This is a genomic window from Vibrio sp. MarTm2, from assembly GCF_027587055.1.
Classification (GTDB): Bacteria; Pseudomonadota; Gammaproteobacteria; order Enterobacterales; family Vibrionaceae; genus Vibrio; species Vibrio sinaloensis_D.
This window is the reverse complement of the sequence record NZ_JAPPTK010000002.1, coordinates 131,479-146,732: the sequence shown is the minus strand read 5'-3', so window position 1 is coordinate 146,732 and position 15,254 is coordinate 131,479. Positions and strand designations below refer to the sequence as shown.

Annotated in this window: 19 protein-coding genes; 7 read left to right on the top strand and 12 right to left on the bottom strand. The window is 47.2% G+C overall.

The window, feature by feature from the left end:
- Positions 1-43: 43 nt before the first annotated feature.
- From OH458_RS05095 to nrfB, 8 genes are all read right to left on the bottom strand, one after another.
- Positions 44-946, bottom strand: a complete 903-nt coding sequence (locus OH458_RS05095) for a Dyp-type peroxidase (RefSeq protein WP_269977492.1) — start codon at positions 944-946, stop codon at positions 44-46.
- 81 nt (positions 947-1,027) lie between these two features.
- Positions 1,028-1,486, bottom strand: a complete 459-nt coding sequence (locus OH458_RS05090; RefSeq protein ID WP_269977491.1) for a DUF2919 domain-containing protein — start codon at positions 1,484-1,486, stop codon at positions 1,028-1,030.
- 73 nt (positions 1,487-1,559) lie between these two features.
- Positions 1,560-1,994, bottom strand: coding sequence for a cytochrome c-type biogenesis protein (locus OH458_RS05085; RefSeq protein WP_269977490.1), 435 nt, complete (start codon positions 1,992-1,994; stop codon positions 1,560-1,562).
- Positions 1,984-2,532 carry a DsbE family thiol:disulfide interchange protein gene (locus tag OH458_RS05080; protein WP_269977489.1) on the bottom strand — a complete coding sequence of 183 codons (549 nt, stop codon included), beginning with the start codon at positions 2,530-2,532 and terminating at the stop codon, positions 1,984-1,986. The genes OH458_RS05085 and OH458_RS05080 overlap by 11 nt, the downstream gene beginning before the upstream one ends.
- Positions 2,510-4,417: a heme lyase CcmF/NrfE family subunit gene (locus OH458_RS05075; RefSeq protein ID WP_269977488.1), complete on the bottom strand. Its 1,908-nt coding sequence runs from the start codon at positions 4,415-4,417 to the stop codon at positions 2,510-2,512. The genes OH458_RS05080 and OH458_RS05075 overlap by 23 nt, the downstream gene beginning before the upstream one ends.
- A 2-nt stretch (positions 4,418-4,419) precedes the next feature.
- Positions 4,420-5,391: a cytochrome c nitrite reductase subunit NrfD gene (nrfD, locus tag OH458_RS05070; protein ID WP_269977487.1), complete on the bottom strand. Its 972-nt coding sequence runs from the start codon at positions 5,389-5,391 to the stop codon at positions 4,420-4,422.
- Positions 5,388-6,080, bottom strand: a complete 693-nt coding sequence (gene nrfC, locus OH458_RS05065; RefSeq protein WP_269977486.1) for a cytochrome c nitrite reductase Fe-S protein — start codon at positions 6,078-6,080, stop codon at positions 5,388-5,390. Before nrfC ends, nrfD begins: the two co-directional genes overlap by 4 nt.
- Before the next feature lies 1 nt (position 6,081).
- Positions 6,082-6,669, bottom strand: a complete 588-nt coding sequence (gene nrfB / locus OH458_RS05060) for a cytochrome c nitrite reductase pentaheme subunit (RefSeq protein ID WP_269977485.1) — start codon at positions 6,667-6,669, stop codon at positions 6,082-6,084.
- Positions 6,670-7,203: 534 nt separating this feature from the next.
- Here nrfB and nrfA point away from each other — a divergent pair.
- Positions 7,204-8,571 carry an ammonia-forming nitrite reductase cytochrome c552 subunit gene (gene nrfA / locus OH458_RS05055; protein WP_005471723.1) on the top strand — a complete coding sequence of 456 codons (1,368 nt, stop codon included), beginning with the start codon at positions 7,204-7,206 and terminating at the stop codon, positions 8,569-8,571.
- Positions 8,572-8,652: 81 nt separating this feature from the next.
- On the opposite strand, the gene OH458_RS05050 is transcribed toward nrfA, so the two are convergent.
- Complete coding sequence (locus tag OH458_RS05050) at positions 8,653-9,192, bottom strand: TPR domain-containing protein (RefSeq protein WP_269977483.1); 540 nt, start codon at positions 9,190-9,192, stop codon at positions 8,653-8,655.
- An 88-nt stretch (positions 9,193-9,280) separates the two neighbouring features.
- Here OH458_RS05050 and OH458_RS05045 point away from each other — a divergent pair, with 88 nt between their 5' ends.
- Together OH458_RS05045 and OH458_RS05040 are read left to right on the top strand one after the other, a co-directional pair.
- Positions 9,281-9,622, top strand: coding sequence for a DUF2956 domain-containing protein (locus OH458_RS05045; protein WP_269977482.1), 342 nt, complete (start codon positions 9,281-9,283; stop codon positions 9,620-9,622).
- Positions 9,603-9,956 (top strand): DUF4156 domain-containing protein, encoded by a 354-nt coding sequence (locus OH458_RS05040; RefSeq protein ID WP_269977481.1) that lies wholly within the window; start codon positions 9,603-9,605, stop codon positions 9,954-9,956. Before OH458_RS05045 ends, OH458_RS05040 begins: the two co-directional genes overlap by 20 nt.
- Here the strand turns inward: OH458_RS05040 and OH458_RS05035 are convergent.
- Positions 9,953-10,240 carry a winged helix-turn-helix domain-containing protein gene (locus tag OH458_RS05035; RefSeq protein ID WP_038140190.1) on the bottom strand — a complete coding sequence of 96 codons (288 nt, stop codon included), beginning with the start codon at positions 10,238-10,240 and terminating at the stop codon, positions 9,953-9,955. The genes OH458_RS05040 and OH458_RS05035 overlap by 4 nt on opposite strands.
- A 201-nt stretch (positions 10,241-10,441) precedes the next feature.
- On the opposite strand from OH458_RS05035, the gene OH458_RS05030 reads away from it, so the two are divergent.
- Genes OH458_RS05030 through OH458_RS05015 form a run of 4 tightly spaced genes read left to right on the top strand, consistent with a single transcriptional unit; the run spans position 10,442 to position 12,803 of the window.
- Entirely contained in the window at positions 10,442-10,789 is a 348-nt protein-coding gene (locus OH458_RS05030) for an ArsC family reductase (protein ID WP_038140188.1), read from the top strand.
- 21 nt (positions 10,790-10,810) lie between these two features.
- Complete coding sequence (dapE, locus tag OH458_RS05025) at positions 10,811-11,944, top strand: succinyl-diaminopimelate desuccinylase (protein WP_005471663.1); 1,134 nt, start codon at positions 10,811-10,813, stop codon at positions 11,942-11,944.
- 2 nt (positions 11,945-11,946) lie between these two features.
- Complete coding sequence (locus tag OH458_RS05020; protein ID WP_269977480.1) at positions 11,947-12,621, top strand: M15 family metallopeptidase; 675 nt, start codon at positions 11,947-11,949, stop codon at positions 12,619-12,621.
- An 8-nt stretch (positions 12,622-12,629) separates the two neighbouring features.
- Positions 12,630-12,803 (top strand): DUF2897 family protein, encoded by a 174-nt coding sequence (locus OH458_RS05015; protein ID WP_005471631.1) that lies wholly within the window; start codon positions 12,630-12,632, stop codon positions 12,801-12,803.
- A 17-nt stretch (positions 12,804-12,820) separates the two neighbouring features.
- Here OH458_RS05015 and OH458_RS05010 read toward each other — a convergent pair whose 3' ends face one another.
- Together OH458_RS05010 and OH458_RS05005 are read right to left on the bottom strand one after the other, a co-directional pair.
- The gene (locus tag OH458_RS05010; RefSeq protein ID WP_269977479.1) at positions 12,821-14,725 is read right to left on the bottom strand and encodes a sensor domain-containing diguanylate cyclase; all 1,905 of its coding nucleotides are present in this window, start codon (positions 14,723-14,725) and stop codon (positions 12,821-12,823) included.
- Positions 14,722-15,252 (bottom strand): YfiR family protein, encoded by a 531-nt coding sequence (locus OH458_RS05005; protein WP_269977478.1) that lies wholly within the window; start codon positions 15,250-15,252, stop codon positions 14,722-14,724. The genes OH458_RS05010 and OH458_RS05005 overlap by 4 nt, the downstream gene beginning before the upstream one ends.
- Between the last annotated feature and the right edge of the window lie 2 nt (positions 15,253-15,254).

The following is a 15,254-nucleotide window of genomic DNA, read 5'->3' as shown; positions in this document are numbered from 1 at the left end:
AAAAAAGCCGAGCGAGTTGCTCGGCTGTGGTTTCATTGATTGCTTACTTTAGTTTCAGTGACTGAAGCATCTGTGCAGAAGGTGAGAAGAAATAAGCCCCCGTCACCGCTTTAGTAAAGCGCAGAAGTTGATCGGTTTTACCGTCAGTCACGCCATACATGCTTTCTAGCATGGCTTTAAAGTTATGGAGAGTGTTGCAGTAGGCAATAAACAGTAGGCCATGTTCGCCAGAAACACTGCCATATGGAAGACTGTGGCGAACAATCTTCAACCCTTTGCCTTCTTCTTTAATATCAACGCGACCAACATGGGAAGCCGCAGGCACATCGTCTAGTTCGATAGAATCTGGCTTAGTACGACCAATCACTTTCTCTTGCGCCGACACATTCAAGCGATTCCAAGAAGGCAGGTTATGAATGAAGCGTTGTACCATGACATAACTGCCACCAGCAAACTCACCTTCAGGAATGATCGCCACTTCCGCACGCTGGCCTTCCTTCGGATTCTCGGTACCGTCGATAAAGTCCGTCATATCGCGAGAGTCAAGGTAACGGTAACCGTAAGTTTCATCGACCACTTGCACGTCTTGCTCAACGTCAGCCATCAACTTGCGCAGTAGATAGAAATGCAAATCATGACGGTTTGAGTGGCAATGAAGCAACACATCAACATCTGAGCTCGGCGCGACCACCTCGCCTTCACCGAGAACCGGGAAGTCAATCAGTTCTGGCGGCGTTGCAGCGTCGAGCTGAGTCCAGAACGACTTGGTGAAAGCAATCGACAGCGTCAAATCTGCACCAGGTTGCTGCTGGTTAAGCTCTTCGACGAGTTTCGGTAATGCTTTGAGTTTCTCTACGACCGACTGCGGGTTTTGTTTGATTTTCAGTAACGTATACTGAGCGAATGGGCCCGCTTCAGGAAGTATTGCACTTTGAGGGTTTGACATAGAAGATTCCTCACATTGTTATTTTGCACAGTGTATTTTGTTTTATGTTTGGGATATTGACACCGATCAGAGCCCACTCAATTAGGAAGCTGGCGGATTGTAAAAGCTGTCTCGCACGCTGCGGCTTTTCATCACGTAAAGACCAAACCAAAGCAGGACAAGCATGGTGACGCCATTTGCCCAACTAAAGGCCCCTTGCTCTAGATATACATGATAAACGCTTTGCGAAAATTGGCTGACCACGGTCACAAGCGTAATGCTTTTTCCCCAGCTTACTAATTTGTTTACCCAGCCCCTTTCAGGGTTTCGTAAGCTAATTAACCACATCAAAAAGATGCTCGGTAAGCCCATTGCCAAGCCTAGATACAGCATGGAATGATCAGGATAGACGATATTGAGAATCTTACTGCCACTTTCACGACTGGCGCCTGCGACAACAAAAACGACCCAAGCTTTGGCCATAAATAACCATCCCAGCCACAGCCATTTCGGCGCTTTCAAAAATCCATGTTTGTCGTATTGTTCTATTGAGTACCGCACTGATTCCTACAACATCTTCATTTCAATGGGATTCAATGTAACCCAATGAGAAAAAAGATCTATCAGATTTTTGTTAAGCCTGTCGATTTCGCACCGACTTTACGGAGAGCCAAAAGAATCCAACCAACAACAAAACCGGTAACCCCCAAAGCAGGCTATTTTGCCAAGAAAATCTTGGCTTGTAGCGGACAAATTCACCGTACCTTGCCGTCATAAAATCAATCACTTGTTGCTCATCTTCCCCTGCATTTATTTTCTCGAACACAATTAAGCGCAAATCTTTGGCAAGGGGGGAGTTTGACTCGACAAGGTTTTGATTTTGGCATTGAGGACAGCGCAATGATTTGGCCAGTGCAATCGCTCGCTTTTGATGAGCCGGGCTTTCAAACTCATACAACTCGACTTTGACTTCAAGCTCACTGTCTGATGCAGCGAAGACTTGTGGCTCTTGGGCATATAGGCTGAGCGACATCAACACCGCAACGACAATCCCTATATTACGAATCATGGTCATCCGCTTCTTGGCTAAAATATTGGGCGAACCGAGCATCCCATGAAGTTTGATTCAGTAGACCAAAATGCTTGTAGACGATTTCGCCCTCACGATTGACTACATACGTTTCCGGCGTCCCCACGACTCCTAGCTCTATCCCAAACTGACCCTTGGGATCAAATATGACGTGTCGATAAGGGTCGCCCCCCAAGGCTAAGTAGTTTTGCGCCGCGGCTTTTTTGTCTCGATAGTTTAGACCAATGATTGGAACCCCCGCACTGGCGAGTTGATTGAGAAAAGCATGCTCGGCCTTACACACTCCACACCAAGACGCCCACACATTCACTAACTGATAATCTTGTCCGAGAAGCGTATCACTGTGAACCACAGAGCCACTGGCTAGCAATGTGACAGGTATGAAAGGAAGTTGACGAACGACCGGCTGCTGACTAGGACCAAAGTTTCCCGATTGAAGCCCCGCCACCAAGAAACCAATAAAGCCCGCCAATAGCAGGACAAAAATAAACACTTTACGATTGTTGAATAGCGCCATGAGTCACTCTCGACTTGATCAACGAAAAAGAGCGCAGCAATGGCAACAATCCACCTAGTATCGCCATAATTGCGCCCGCCCAAATCCATGCAATATAGGAACGATATTGTATTTTGACCGCGTACGCCTTGCTATCAACCTTCGCGCCCAATGTGACATAGTAATCACCATGCCATGTTGAGCGAATCGCTGGCTCACTCATATTCATGACACGCACTGGATAGTGGCGACGTTCTGGTGCCAGCCTAAAGCTCGCGCCTGCCGGAGACGAAAACTCTATCACCCCCTGCTCAGCAGTATAATTGGGGCCAACGTACCATTCGGTAGCAAGGTAGGTCACTTGCCACTGCGCCAGTTCAGTGCTTGTGCCTGGCTCCATTTTACGATTGAGCTCATAAGAGTGTTGGCTGTTCATACTCGCCCCAATACAAACTACGGCTAGCCCAACATGAGCCAGCACCATAAAGCTCACCGTTCGGTTTTTGGCAGCGATCAGCAAATGACTACCAACAACCCATGCGCCGAGTACCCAAACTAGCAAGGTAGCGAAGCGCCAATCCGTCGCTTGAAGCCGATACGCCGCAGCCCCAACGAATGAGGCAGTCGCAAACAAAAGCACTATCGCGCGCCAACTCACATAGCTCCCATGATGCCACTTCATAAGAGGCGCAATCCCCATCCCCAACAAAGCGAGCAAAGCCAAAGGTTGAATCAGAGTATTGAAGTAAGGCGCTCCGACCGATATGGAGCCTAAACCCAGCAGCTCATAGAGCATCGGATAAAAGGTACCCAAAAACACCGTAAACGTTGCCACAACCAATAAGCCTGCAGACACCAATATCAAGTAGCTTCGACCCAGCACCGAGTGCAATGCTTCGCTACGAATGGCATCGCTTTGGCGAAGAAGCAGAACAAATGAGCCGAGTAAGGTGAGGGCTAAAATCGCGAGCAAGGCAATCCCTTTGCTAGGGTCAACCGCAAATGCATGCACCGAGGTTAAAATTCCTGACCGGACAATAAAAGTCCCGAGAATACTCAAACTGAATGTCACCAACGCCAAGCTGAGCGACCACAATGTAAGCTGCTGATAGCGCGATGAAGCAATCAAGGTATGCAGCAATGCCGTCCCCGTGAGCCAAGGCAGTAGCGACGCGTTTTCTACTGGGTCCCAAAACCACCAGCCGCCCCACCCTAGTTCATTGTATGCCCACCATGAGCCAACCAAGATGCCTAATGTCAGTAGCATCCATGATGACACCGCCCATAGTCGACACTCTTTCACCCAGTGAGCATCAAATTTGGGTTCAAGCAATGCCGCTAAAGCAAAAGCCAAGACGGTAGAGAATCCTATATAGCCGAGATAAAGCAAAGGCGGGTGAAAGATCAGCCCGACATCTTGCAGCATCGGATTCAAATCTCGTCCTTCAGTGACGTAAACATCACTGTAGCTAAACGGGTTTGACGCCAACAAGGTAAACCAACTAAACGCCGCGACAAACGCCAACATAATCCACAGAACATGCTGAATGTAGCGCGACGATTTACGTGGATGAAATGAGATTAACGCACTCCATAAACTTAAGGTAAACACCCAAAACAGCATGGAGCCCTCATGCCCACCCCACACCGCAGCGAGTTTGAAAAATTGAGGGAGCGCCGAGTTGGAATGGGTAGCGACATAGGCAAACTGGAACTGATCATTTAAAAATAGGAACGCCAGAAGCCCTAAACTGAGAATCGCCCCCACCGCAACCAAGCGTGCAATGCAAACAAGGGAGAGCACTGAGACTGCATTGCGATAGCGTTGCCAAGCAAAAATCGCTACGCTCAAACTGCTGAGCACTGTGATCCACACCAGCGACAATAGTCCTAGCTCTCCCACCATAGTTACACGACCGTCATCTGGCCAGCGTACAAAATAAAGGTACGCAACATGAGTACGCCAACTAGGCTCAGCATGGTCACAACAAAGATGTACCCACCATTATGGCGAACCTCTTTTGGCGACACCGCGTTCAATGTGAGTGGCAATAACATCCCAATCAGCACGACACCAAACCAGAACCAGTTAGACCAAAACCCGCCTCCAATCGCATTCCAAGCCGCCACTTCGTTTTGTCCGCCGCTGAAAATCAACCCCGTAAAGAAGGTAACCAGAACAAACAACTCAAACAGCACAACTGGACGTTCAAAGCCATGTACCCAAGACACGCTAGGGCTGCTCGCTGATTCTCTAAAGACTAAGATTCCAAACAGCAAGCAGGCTGCCGCGCCGGAAGAGAGGCTCGAGAACAAAAACAGTATCGGTAACACTGGGTTGTTTAGCATCGGGTACGTCTTCAATGCCGACAGTAAGAAGCCGGTATAGGCAGCCAAAACCAAGGCAAGGAAACCAAGAAACAGCTCCAACGGATTATTGACTTGCTTGGCTTTAATAAGCAAACCATCCACCAAATCCAGCAACCCGCTTGGCAATTTTCCTTCACAGAAGCTGATGATTTGGTGGCGAAATAGCACGCCAATCCAAACAAACAATACCGCCATATAGACTTGGAATAAAATGACGCCCATCGACATAACCGAGGTCACGTTGAAGTAAATCGTAATCTTCCAAAACTCGAGCGGCTTGGTTAAGTGGAAAACCAAGATCAATAACCCGACGATAATGCCAAACGGCGCAAGCCAAGCCACTGCTTTCAAAATGCCATTATTAGCAGGGTCACCGTCAATAACGTTGCGGCGTAGGTAGAGACCAATCATCACCGCCCCCGCAGACATACCCGCTAAGAAGAGATAGATGGCGATGATCCAATCCCACACTAACGAGTCAAAGTGAAACGCACTTTCAAATCCATTCATGATGAGATCTCCCCTTTCTGATGAGGCACTTTGTACAGTTTGGGCTTCGTCCCCAAATGCGCCTTATCGCGATAAACCACTTCGGTATTCAACACTTGGTTAATGTCACTATTGGGATCATTGAGATCACCAAAAATCAACGCGTTCGTTGGACAAGATTCCACACAGGCTGGAAGTTTGCCTTGTGCTAAATTGGTATCGCGGCAGAAGTTACACTTGTCAGCGGAATGGTCTTCAGGGTTAAAGAAACGCACTTGATAAGGGCATGCCGCCAAGCAATAGCCACACCCCACGCACTTCTCTTTATGAACATCCACAATGCCCGTTTTCTCACCTTTGTAGGCAGCTCCCGTTGGGCAAACATAAACGCAAGGTGGATTTTCACAGTGTTGACAAGATTTGCGAGTAAAACGGTAATCAACATTTGGGAACTCACCTTGGGGCTCACTACGAACTATTTCTAAGCGCGAGACACCCTCAGGGACCTTATTCACTTCACGGCAAGCATCAGTACATGCTGTACAACCAATACATGCGGTTTCGTCGTGAACCATGCCGTAGAGTTTGTTTCCGTCTTCTTCAACATTGGCCAATGTTTTTCGGCTACTTAACACCGCAGTACCCGCGACGCCTATCGTAAAGATAAGCGCCCCTGTACCGGCTAAAAAGTTTCGTCTAGAACAACTCATATCACTGCTCCTTTTTCTGCTGGTTAAAGTCAGAATGGCAGTCGACACAAAGCTTAATTTTCTCTTTGCGTTCTAAACCAAGCACTTTGGTTTTGCTGGCATGTACATCGTGACAATTCGAACAGGTCAAATTCTTTGCGTGCACATCGTGAGTCCAGCTATCTTCGCGCAAATACTTAGGCTGGTGACAGTCTGTACATTGACTATTCGCTTTGAGTATCTGCTCAGGATCGAGGAAGACTTTATCGGTCCCTGGTTGTGACTGAGCACTAGAATACTTCGTGACAATCGGAGCACCTTCACGGTGGTCTGGTCCAATGTTGTTATGACATTCGGTACACGTTACTTCACGGCTAAGGATCTTGTGTGCATCCTCACCGTGTGAACCTTGTAAAGATTGTTTCGAATCCTTATGACACTGGACACATTTATAGTCCTTGTCACGGATAAGCGTGACTTCATGGCGAGCGCTTTGGCCTTCAGTTTGCAAGCTTGAAGTGTCGGCAACGGCATGAAGCGAATAACCATAGAGGCAGAATGCTAGGAGAGACTTTAGCATTATGACTATGGCCAACTTTATATTGCCCATATTATCCTTTCCTTATTCCAGACCCACCATCGCCGAAAGCAACAATAGAAATCTGGTCAAAATTAATGCCCTTCGATATCGACAAAATATCCATATCAAATGAGATCAATTCTTATTTTGGAAAAGCCACAACGCTATATAAATAGTCTACTCCACCCACTCTTTAGAGGTAGTGTTTACTGTCTAAAAAACGATCTAAATCACCATAAATTTAGCGCAGTTTTCGCCATAAGCATTTGATGATAATAACTTTCATTAACAATAAGTAAATTCTCACATACCCCTTTAGAGGTATTGGCGAGGTAATTTGAACTGCGTCACTTAGCTAAATTGATCTAACGCAATGATGAGTTGTTACCAAGTTATTTTATTTATTTCTCTTTATTACAATTTATTTCAGTTCTCCAATTCTTAATTTGGATATAGCCAGTTCACAACGCTGTTTATAACAAACGGAATTACGGAGATAGCACTGTGAAAAAATTGCACTGGATACCATCATCCGCCGCGGCAATATTCCTGTTGGCAGGCTCAATGATGAGCTCAGCCAGCTTCGCGGCGTCTGAAAACAATGATCTCATCGATCCTAGAAACGATGCCTATGAGCAAAACCACCCGGATCAATACCAAAGCTGGAAAGCAACGTCTGAAAGTGACCACATTGAAGACGCACTAGCCGAAGACCCCAATATGGTGATCATGTGGGCGGGGTATGGGTTTGCCAAAGACTACAATAAAGCTCGCGGCCACTTTTATGCACTCGACGATGTGCGTCAAACGCTGCGTACGGGCGCTCCCCAAGACGATAAATCTGGCCCTATGCCAATGGCATGTTGGAGCTGTAAAAGCCCTGATGTGGGGCGAGTCATTGACGAACGTGGAGAAGATGGCTACTTCGAAGGTAAGTGGGCTCGCTTAGGTGAAGAAATTGCCAATCCAATTGGTTGCGCCGACTGTCACGACACTCGTAGCGAGGGTTTCAAAAAGGGAGAGCCTGCACTAGCGCTTGCAAAACCTTATGTTGATCGCGCGTTCCAAGCCATCAATAAACCGTTTGAAAAACAGTCTCGCCTTGATCAACAAGCGTCGGTTTGCGCACAGTGCCACGTTGAGTACTACTTTACTGGGCCAACCAAAGCGGTCAAATTCCCTTGGGATATGGGCACCTCTGTCGATGAAATGGAACAGTACTATGACGCGCTCAATTTTAAAGACTGGACGCATAAAGTCTCAAAAGCGCCAATGCTAAAAGCTCAGCACCCTGGGTATGAGACGTGGCGTGACGGCGTTCATGGTAAAAACAAAGTGGTCTGTGTGGATTGCCATATGCCTAAAGTGACCAAAGAAGATGGCACGGTTTACACCGACCACAAAGTAGGCAATCCGTTTGATCGCTTCGAAGACACCTGCGCTAACTGCCACACTCAAAGCAAAGAGCAAATGTATGAAATCGTTTCGAGCCGCAAAGCGCAAGTTCTCAACATGAAGCTGACGGCTGAGAAGCAAATTGTTGCAGCTCACTTTGAAGCAGGAGCGGCGTGGGATGCTGGCGCGACTGACGCGGAGATGAAAGATATCTTGCAAGACATTCGCCATGCGCAATGGCGCTGGGACTATGCGATTGCATCACACGGCGTTCACATGCACGCTCCAGAAGTCGCGCTTGAAGTGCTGGGTACCGCGGTAGATAAAGCCGCCGACGCGCGAACCAAGTTGGTCCGTTTGTTAGCGAAAAAAGGCATCACCGATCCCGTTGTTCTGCCGGACATCTCTACCAAAGAAGCAGCCCAGAAAGCTCTAGGGATGGATATGGAGAAGATGAACGCAGATAAGGCGCACTTCTTAGATACCGTAGTGCCAGAATGGGACAAAGCCGCAAAAGAACGTGAATCTCAGTACTAAGCGTTAACAACCAAAAAAGCCGGCGAACTTCGCCGGTTTTTTATGTTCGTTGCATTTATCAACTCGTGGCCAAGAAAAATGCTACTGGTTTTTCTGCATCTGCTTAGCGAGGTTTAAAGAATGAATGATGGAAGCTCGGTCTAAATCACGGTCTTGTGAATCGAGCATCTTTGTCCAAGTGTCAATCGCTTGCTGATAACGAAAGCTAATAAAATGATCACTGGCAATCAAAGAAAGGGCGGTTAAATTGAGCGGTTCTATCTTAAGAGCTTTGTTCAACAATGCGGTGACCTCAACATCGAGCACTTGGTTGTTCAAGTAGTAACGCGCGGTTGCTTTCGCCGCGTAGTGGCTGGCCACTGGCTCTGGGCTCAGTCGAATTGCGTAGTCAAAGCTCGTCAAGGCAGCATCAAACTCTTGCTGGTTCAGATAACCATGCCCCAATTGAAACCACAATGGCGCTTGATTTGGATCTTGCTTGAGCTTGCCCTGAATATCACTCATAGGATCACGCTGAGAAGTGACCTGCTCAGAGGCTTCGGGAGGGAGAGGCGGTGAACCTTTAAACCACATAAACAGAGGCACGGCGATACCCGCACTGAAAAGCACTATTTTTTTCACACAATACGCCTCATGCTGTAAATCTCAATTCCGCTTTAATTATATCGTGTTAGGATAAACGTATCTTTGATCCAGCAGTATTTATCTCATGAACAAAAAAGTCGTTCCGTCGCAAGAAACTCAGCAAGAAGCAATGAGAATTGCCAAAGCCACCCAAAAGCCCGGACAGACCAAAGAGCAAACCAAACTGATCGCCCAAGGGATTGAAAAAGGGATTGCGCAATACAAAAAGCAGCAAAAAGAGAAGTCCCGCCAAGCCGACAAAGCGAGAAAAAAAGCGCAGAAAGCTAAACGTGTTGAGCAAACCGACGTTGAAGCAGAGCTGCCAATGGATTCTCACTCACAACCCTCAACCCCAACTCGATTACCTTGGGTGTTGCTAGCCCTGAGCTGGATAGGATTTATCGCCTATGTTACTCAAATTCAATAATGCACTAATCCTTTCTCTGGTTGCCGTGTTCATGGCAGGTTGTACCTCGCCGATGAACCGTCTAGACAGCCCTGCTCAAACCGTTCACTTAAGAATGGATGCTGGATTTGATGCTGATGATTGCCAATGGCTGGGCGAAGTGACTGGCAGTGAGGGGCATTGGTACAGCTATCTGTTTTTTACCAATGATGTGATGGTGCAAGGTGCGATGAATGACATAAAAAATCGCGCCAAGAAACTTGGCGCGAATACTGTGTTTGTCACTGCTCCTCAAGACTTCACCACCTCCTTTACTGTGATGGGGAGTGCTTATCGGTGCAGTAATAAAGACTAGGCTTTAAAACCTAAACTTGCGGCGATGTCTGGCTCTCGGTCTATTACCCACTGGCTATCAAATGGGCCCCAATCAGAAAGTTGGTAATACCCATCATTGTGACGTCGCCCATCTTGAACAAACATCAACTCAATACCTATGCCAGGAAGAGCCTTAATGACATCTTGAATTGTTCGGCGTGGCCACCCAGTCTTTTCAATCAGTTTTGGAACGTTAGGTCGTTCTAGATTCTCGACAAGTAGCGCTAAATACAGTCGCCTTGCAAAAACAGGACTCAATTCCATTGATACCTCCTATAAAATTCTAGAGTCATTATTTCTGTTTTGTCGGGTCATGTGTTGCGTTTGATCAATAACTCTACAATCCCAACTTCCTGAAACACATTTTTTTTGCCCATTGAAATATATCGATCACACTTTTTGTCTCGACACAGAGTTCCTGATAGGATGCTGAAATAACAAAAAAGTCACTTCAAAGGGTTTATTATGACAATTACCATGTACGGTATTCCTAACTGCGACACCATTAAAAAAGCTAAGAAATGGTTAGAAGCAGAAGGCATTGAGTTCCAGTTTCACGACTACCGTAAGCAAGGCGTAGACAAAGCCATGGTGGAAACGTTTTGCCAACAGCTCGGTTGGGAAAATGTCCTCAATAAACGTGGAACCACCTACCGCCAACTGAGCCAAGAGCAAAAAGATGGGTTAAACGAAGCCAATGCGATTGCGTTGCTGGTAGAACAACCGGCAATGATTAAACGCCCTATTCTCCTGTCAGGTGATAGCTACCACCTAGGTTTTAAAGCAGATCAATACGCTGCGATTTTTTCATAAAGTAAGTAAAGGATTTCAAGGATGACAGATAGCCCGACACTGGCTCTCGCAAAGTACTTAATCAGCCGCCAGTCAGTAACCCCAGAAGATGCCGGTTGCCAAGATGCGATGATCGAACGTTTAAAAGCCCTCGGCTTCGAAATTGAAGTGATGGTGTTTGAAGACACCACTAACTTCTGGGCACGCCGTGGTACGGAGGCTCCACTGTTTGCATTTGCGGGTCATACTGACGTCGTACCGGCTGGTAACTTAGACCAATGGCACACGCCCCCATTCGAACCTACTGAAATTGATGGCTATCTGCATGGCCGTGGCGCGGCCGATATGAAAGGCTCGTTAGCCAGTATGATTGTCGCCGTAGAGCAGTTCATCGCAGACAACCCAAATCATAAAGGGTCGATCGGTTTCTTGATTACGTCGGATGAAGAAGGGCCATTCATTAATGGTACTGTCCGTGTGGTAGAAACTCTAATGGCACGAGGTGAGAACATCGACATGTGTATTGTCGGCGAACCATCAAGTACCGAAGTGGTGGGAGACGTAGTAAAAAACGGTCGTCGCGGCTCGATAACTGGCGATCTCACGGTCAAAGGTACGCAAGGTCACGTGGCGTACCCTCACCTTGCGAATAACCCCGTCCATCAGTCACTAATGGCGATTCACGAACTCGCGACCACCGAATGGGATCAAGGCAACGCTTACTTCCCACCAACCAGTTTCCAAATCCCAAATGTTCATGCAGGCACTGGGGCGTCGAATGTCATTCCAGGTGAGTTTAACGTTCAGTTCAATCTACGATTCAGCACCGAACTTAATAACGACATGATCGTTAACCGTGTTGTTGAGACCTTGGATAAACATGAGCTGGACTACGACCTCAAATGGACCTTCAATGGTGATCCATTCTTGACCGATACTGGCGCGTTATTAGATGCAGTCGTCGATGCGGTGGATTCAGTTAACCAAACCAAACCAGCGCTACTCACCACTGGTGGTACGTCTGATGGCCGATTCATCGCCCGAATGGATTGCCAAGTGGTCGAACTTGGCCCTGTTAACGCAACCATTCATAAAGTGAACGAGTGCGTGAAAATTGATGATCTGGAAAAACTCACCCAGATGTATCAAAAAACCCTCGAAAACCTGCTCGCTTAACAATGAACGCAGCGCAACTAACCGGAAAAGTATCCACCCATTTGGTGGATACTTTGATTGGCCAAAAACACTTTCTGGTTCACCCTGAGGTGCGAGAGGATTTACTCGCGCTCAAGCAGGCTGCCGATGGGGCAGGTTTTAACCTCAATATCGCCAGTGGGTTTCGGGATTTCGAGCGTCAATTGATGATTTGGAATCGCAAAATGACGGGCGCTGCAACAATTTTAGACACGCAAAGCCAACCGCTCGCCCCAGAAACATTGAGCGAGCAAGACAAGGTATTCGCGATACTGCGCTGGTCGGCACTGCCAGGCGCCAGTCGACATCACTGGGGCAGCGATTTTGACCTATTCGATCGTGATGCGCTTCCTCAAGGGGAGGCCTTACAGCTAGAACCTTGGGAGTACTTCAACGCTCACCAGCGACCGTTTTATCTGTGGTTAAAAGAAAACTTGGCGCAGTTTGGCTTCTATTTTCCGTACCAAGAGGATAACGGCGGTGTTGCGATTGAACCTTGGCACATTAGCCATCGCGCGACGGCGCAGCGGTGCCTCAATCACATGACTTTAGATGTGTTACACAAAGAGATCGAATCTAGCGCAATTATTGGCAAACAAGTCGTGTTAGATAATTTAGAAACCATCTACAATCAGTATATTACTAATCTTTCTCGCTAGGAGCCGTTATGGATTTATTGACCAACCCTTGGGTGATTATTGCGATTGTATTAAGCGTGGTCGTTGGCAATATCATGGCGCTGAAGTACACCGCAAAAATGAAGTTTGATTACAAACCCAAACAGCCCAAACCCAAAGACGAACAAGAGAAAGAAGACGACATCCCTAAAGACGCACCCTAGCGTCTTTTCTTTTTCGCTCAGAGTGCGTAATAAAAACGGTTTTTCCCTAAACGCTTCGCGACATACATATTGCGATCAGCTTGGTCAATTTTCTCATCCAAAATCACCTCATCCTCGGCCGCCCAATAGCTGATACCTATACTTGCCGTCACTTGACAGGTTTTCTCGTTGATCACAATCGGAACGGCCAATGTATCAATGATGCGCTGAGCGATTGGCTGACATTGGCCAGAACTGCGAATCGCGATTAAGAACTCGTCCCCAGCAATACGCGCGACCAAATCTTTTGCCGATATGCAACCCGATAGCCGCTTAGCGACAATGCGCAGCAACTCATCTCCCACACCATGCCCATATTGATCGTTCACCGCTTTGAAACCATCAAGATCGAGGAAAAAGATAAACTGAGCTTGCCCTTTGCGATGACGAGCTTGCAAACTCTTCAGCGCTTTAGAGCGATTTGCCAGCCCGGTCAAGGTGTCATGATTAGCCGCAAAGCTCAGTCTTTCCAGCTCAAGACCCAGAGTCAAATCCGTCAAACTGATCACGAAGGCTTCAACTCGACCTTCGCCACTTTTTAACGCTTTCGCTTTCAAGCGATAGGGCGACCAAGTCTGATTGGTATGTCGAATAATGGTTTTGCTGATCATGACGCCACTGTTGAGCAAGGTTTTGGTCAAGGCTAGCGAGAAATAGAGTGGCTTTTTCACCGCCAGCTCTTGAATGGCACTCAACACACCAAATCGTTCCAGCGAGGTTGTATTTTGCGTCGTTACGTTTAAGTCTCTATCCAAAACAAAAATTGCGTCTTGGTTTTGATCGAACATGAGCTCTAATAACTTACGTCTTTGCTCTGACAGATTTTGGGACGTGACATCTTGAAACTGCAACAGAGACTGACTCGCCTCTTCCATCGGGTGACAACTCACTCGATAGCACTTTTGTCCATCCAATGTACGGAACTCTACTGCCGCCAGTGGCTGATGTCTCTCAATCGCGTCAATCACCTGCTCAATTGCCGCTTTGGGCTCAAAACGGCTTGCCAACATTTCACGCGTTGTTAGTCGGCTCTGGCTTTCCATCAATTCACTGATCGCCACCGGATTGCCGTAGTTGATCTTATTGCCCGGAGAAACCACAAGAACCCCTCGCTTCATCGCATCGAGGGCGCCGTGAATGTAGCGATTTTTCTGTTCAACACGCTGCAATGCACTTTGCAGCTGGCTCTCTCGGTCAAGGAGGTTGGCGATCATTTCGTTGAAGCAACGGGTCAGCTTGCCCACTTCATCATCATGAACAATATCTATCGAGCTTTTTGCAATCCCTTGAGTAATCATTCTTTCCATGGTGCTGTGCAAGGCGGTTAAAGGCTTGACAATCACACCGTGCAACAACTGCGCAAATGCCAAAGACAGCAGAGAAATAAACACTGTCAACGCGCCTAAATAGCTAAACAGTCGCCTTTCATTACTTTGAATAGACTCCAACGATTCCCACACGACGAGCGTACCAAGCTTTTCTCCTTCAAGGAAAATATCGGTATTATCCACCTGAAACCTGGTATCTGCACAGGTCACCGATTCTTGTGTCCACTGGCACTGCGATGGAAGTTGGTGAATGCTTGTGATGGTCTCGCCATACTCGTTGATCACCTTGGCAGCAATGATGTCTGGGTCAAACGTAAGATTGACCAACTGCTCTTTGGCGGTAATCGGATCATCAAACATCAGAGCGGCTTGTAGTGTACTTGCCACGCCTTGAGACAAGATATGAACGCGATGCTCTTGCGCTTCTCTCTGAGACAAGAACAATAAGTGAATCGCGGGAGTGCCTATGATCAAGACAATGAACATCACCATAAACCAAGTCGGTAAGATCATCTTGTAGCGCAATGGGAGCTGAGTAAAACGTGCGCTAATCATGTCGCTTTCTCATAAATTTCAGAGACTTCAAGCAGCTGAGAGCGAATCTGTACCCGAGACTTTTCGACGTTTTGGCGTGAGATCAACGGGCGAATGCGGTTGCGAACTTTAATGAAGGCGACCATACCGCCGTTAGCGACAAATTCAACGCCATTGCCAACCAGCAGTGCATTAGGATATCTAACATGCATGTTGGCAATGATCGCCTCATCGCCGTTTTCGATAAACAAGATATGGCATACAGAAGGCGCAACACCACTTAACATGTCATGAAACCTTGCCATATCCGGCTTTGTCGCCACAATCGCTTCCAACCGAAAGCCGACATCACTTTGTTGAGCAACACAGTAGTCAATGTGATCAGTCGCTATATTGGTGTGATTCCAGTCCGACAGCAGCGCAAAACGAAACAGGTAGACCGCTTTTAGATCAACATCATCTACTTTTGCCTGCACGAGGAGTGGAACAATCAATAAACCCAAAGCGACCAAACATTTGGTCGCCAAAATAGAAAAATGTGAGCTCATGT

Bases quoted from the DNA above. Each gene is read 5' to 3' on its own strand.
- OH458_RS05035 (WP_038140190.1), bottom strand. From the start codon at position 10,240: ATGGAATTGAGTCCTGTTTTTGCAAGGCGACTGTATTTAGCGCTACTT.
- OH458_RS05030 (WP_038140188.1), top strand. From the start codon at position 10,442: ATGACAATTACCATGTACGGTATTCCTAACTGCGACACCATTAAAAAA.
- OH458_RS05015 (WP_005471631.1), top strand. From the start codon at position 12,630: ATGGATTTATTGACCAACCCTTGGGTGATTATTGCGATTGTATTAAGC.
- OH458_RS05020 (WP_269977480.1), top strand. From the start codon at position 11,947: ATGAACGCAGCGCAACTAACCGGAAAAGTATCCACCCATTTGGTGGAT.
- OH458_RS05095 (WP_269977492.1), bottom strand. From the start codon at position 946: ATGTCAAACCCTCAAAGTGCAATACTTCCTGAAGCGGGCCCATTCGCT.
- nrfB (WP_269977485.1), bottom strand. From the start codon at position 6,669: ATGGGCAATATAAAGTTGGCCATAGTCATAATGCTAAAGTCTCTCCTA.
- OH458_RS05005 (WP_269977478.1), bottom strand. From the start codon at position 15,252: ATGAGCTCACATTTTTCTATTTTGGCGACCAAATGTTTGGTCGCTTTG.
- nrfA (WP_005471723.1), top strand. From the start codon at position 7,204: ATGATGAGCTCAGCCAGCTTCGCGGCGTCTGAAAACAATGATCTCATC.
- OH458_RS05075 (WP_269977488.1), bottom strand. From the start codon at position 4,417: ATGGTGGGAGAGCTAGGACTATTGTCGCTGGTGTGGATCACAGTGCTC.
- OH458_RS05085 (WP_269977490.1), bottom strand. From the start codon at position 1,994: ATGATTCGTAATATAGGGATTGTCGTTGCGGTGTTGATGTCGCTCAGC.
- OH458_RS05080 (WP_269977489.1), bottom strand. From the start codon at position 2,532: ATGGCGCTATTCAACAATCGTAAAGTGTTTATTTTTGTCCTGCTATTG.
- nrfD (WP_269977487.1), bottom strand. From the start codon at position 5,391: ATGAATGGATTTGAAAGTGCGTTTCACTTTGACTCGTTAGTGTGGGAT.
- nrfC (WP_269977486.1), bottom strand. From the start codon at position 6,080: ATGAGTTGTTCTAGACGAAACTTTTTAGCCGGTACAGGGGCGCTTATC.
- dapE (WP_005471663.1), top strand. From the start codon at position 10,811: ATGACAGATAGCCCGACACTGGCTCTCGCAAAGTACTTAATCAGCCGC.
- OH458_RS05010 (WP_269977479.1), bottom strand. From the start codon at position 14,725: ATGATTAGCGCACGTTTTACTCAGCTCCCATTGCGCTACAAGATGATC.
- OH458_RS05045 (WP_269977482.1), top strand. From the start codon at position 9,281: ATGAACAAAAAAGTCGTTCCGTCGCAAGAAACTCAGCAAGAAGCAATG.
- OH458_RS05040 (WP_269977481.1), top strand. From the start codon at position 9,603: ATGTTACTCAAATTCAATAATGCACTAATCCTTTCTCTGGTTGCCGTG.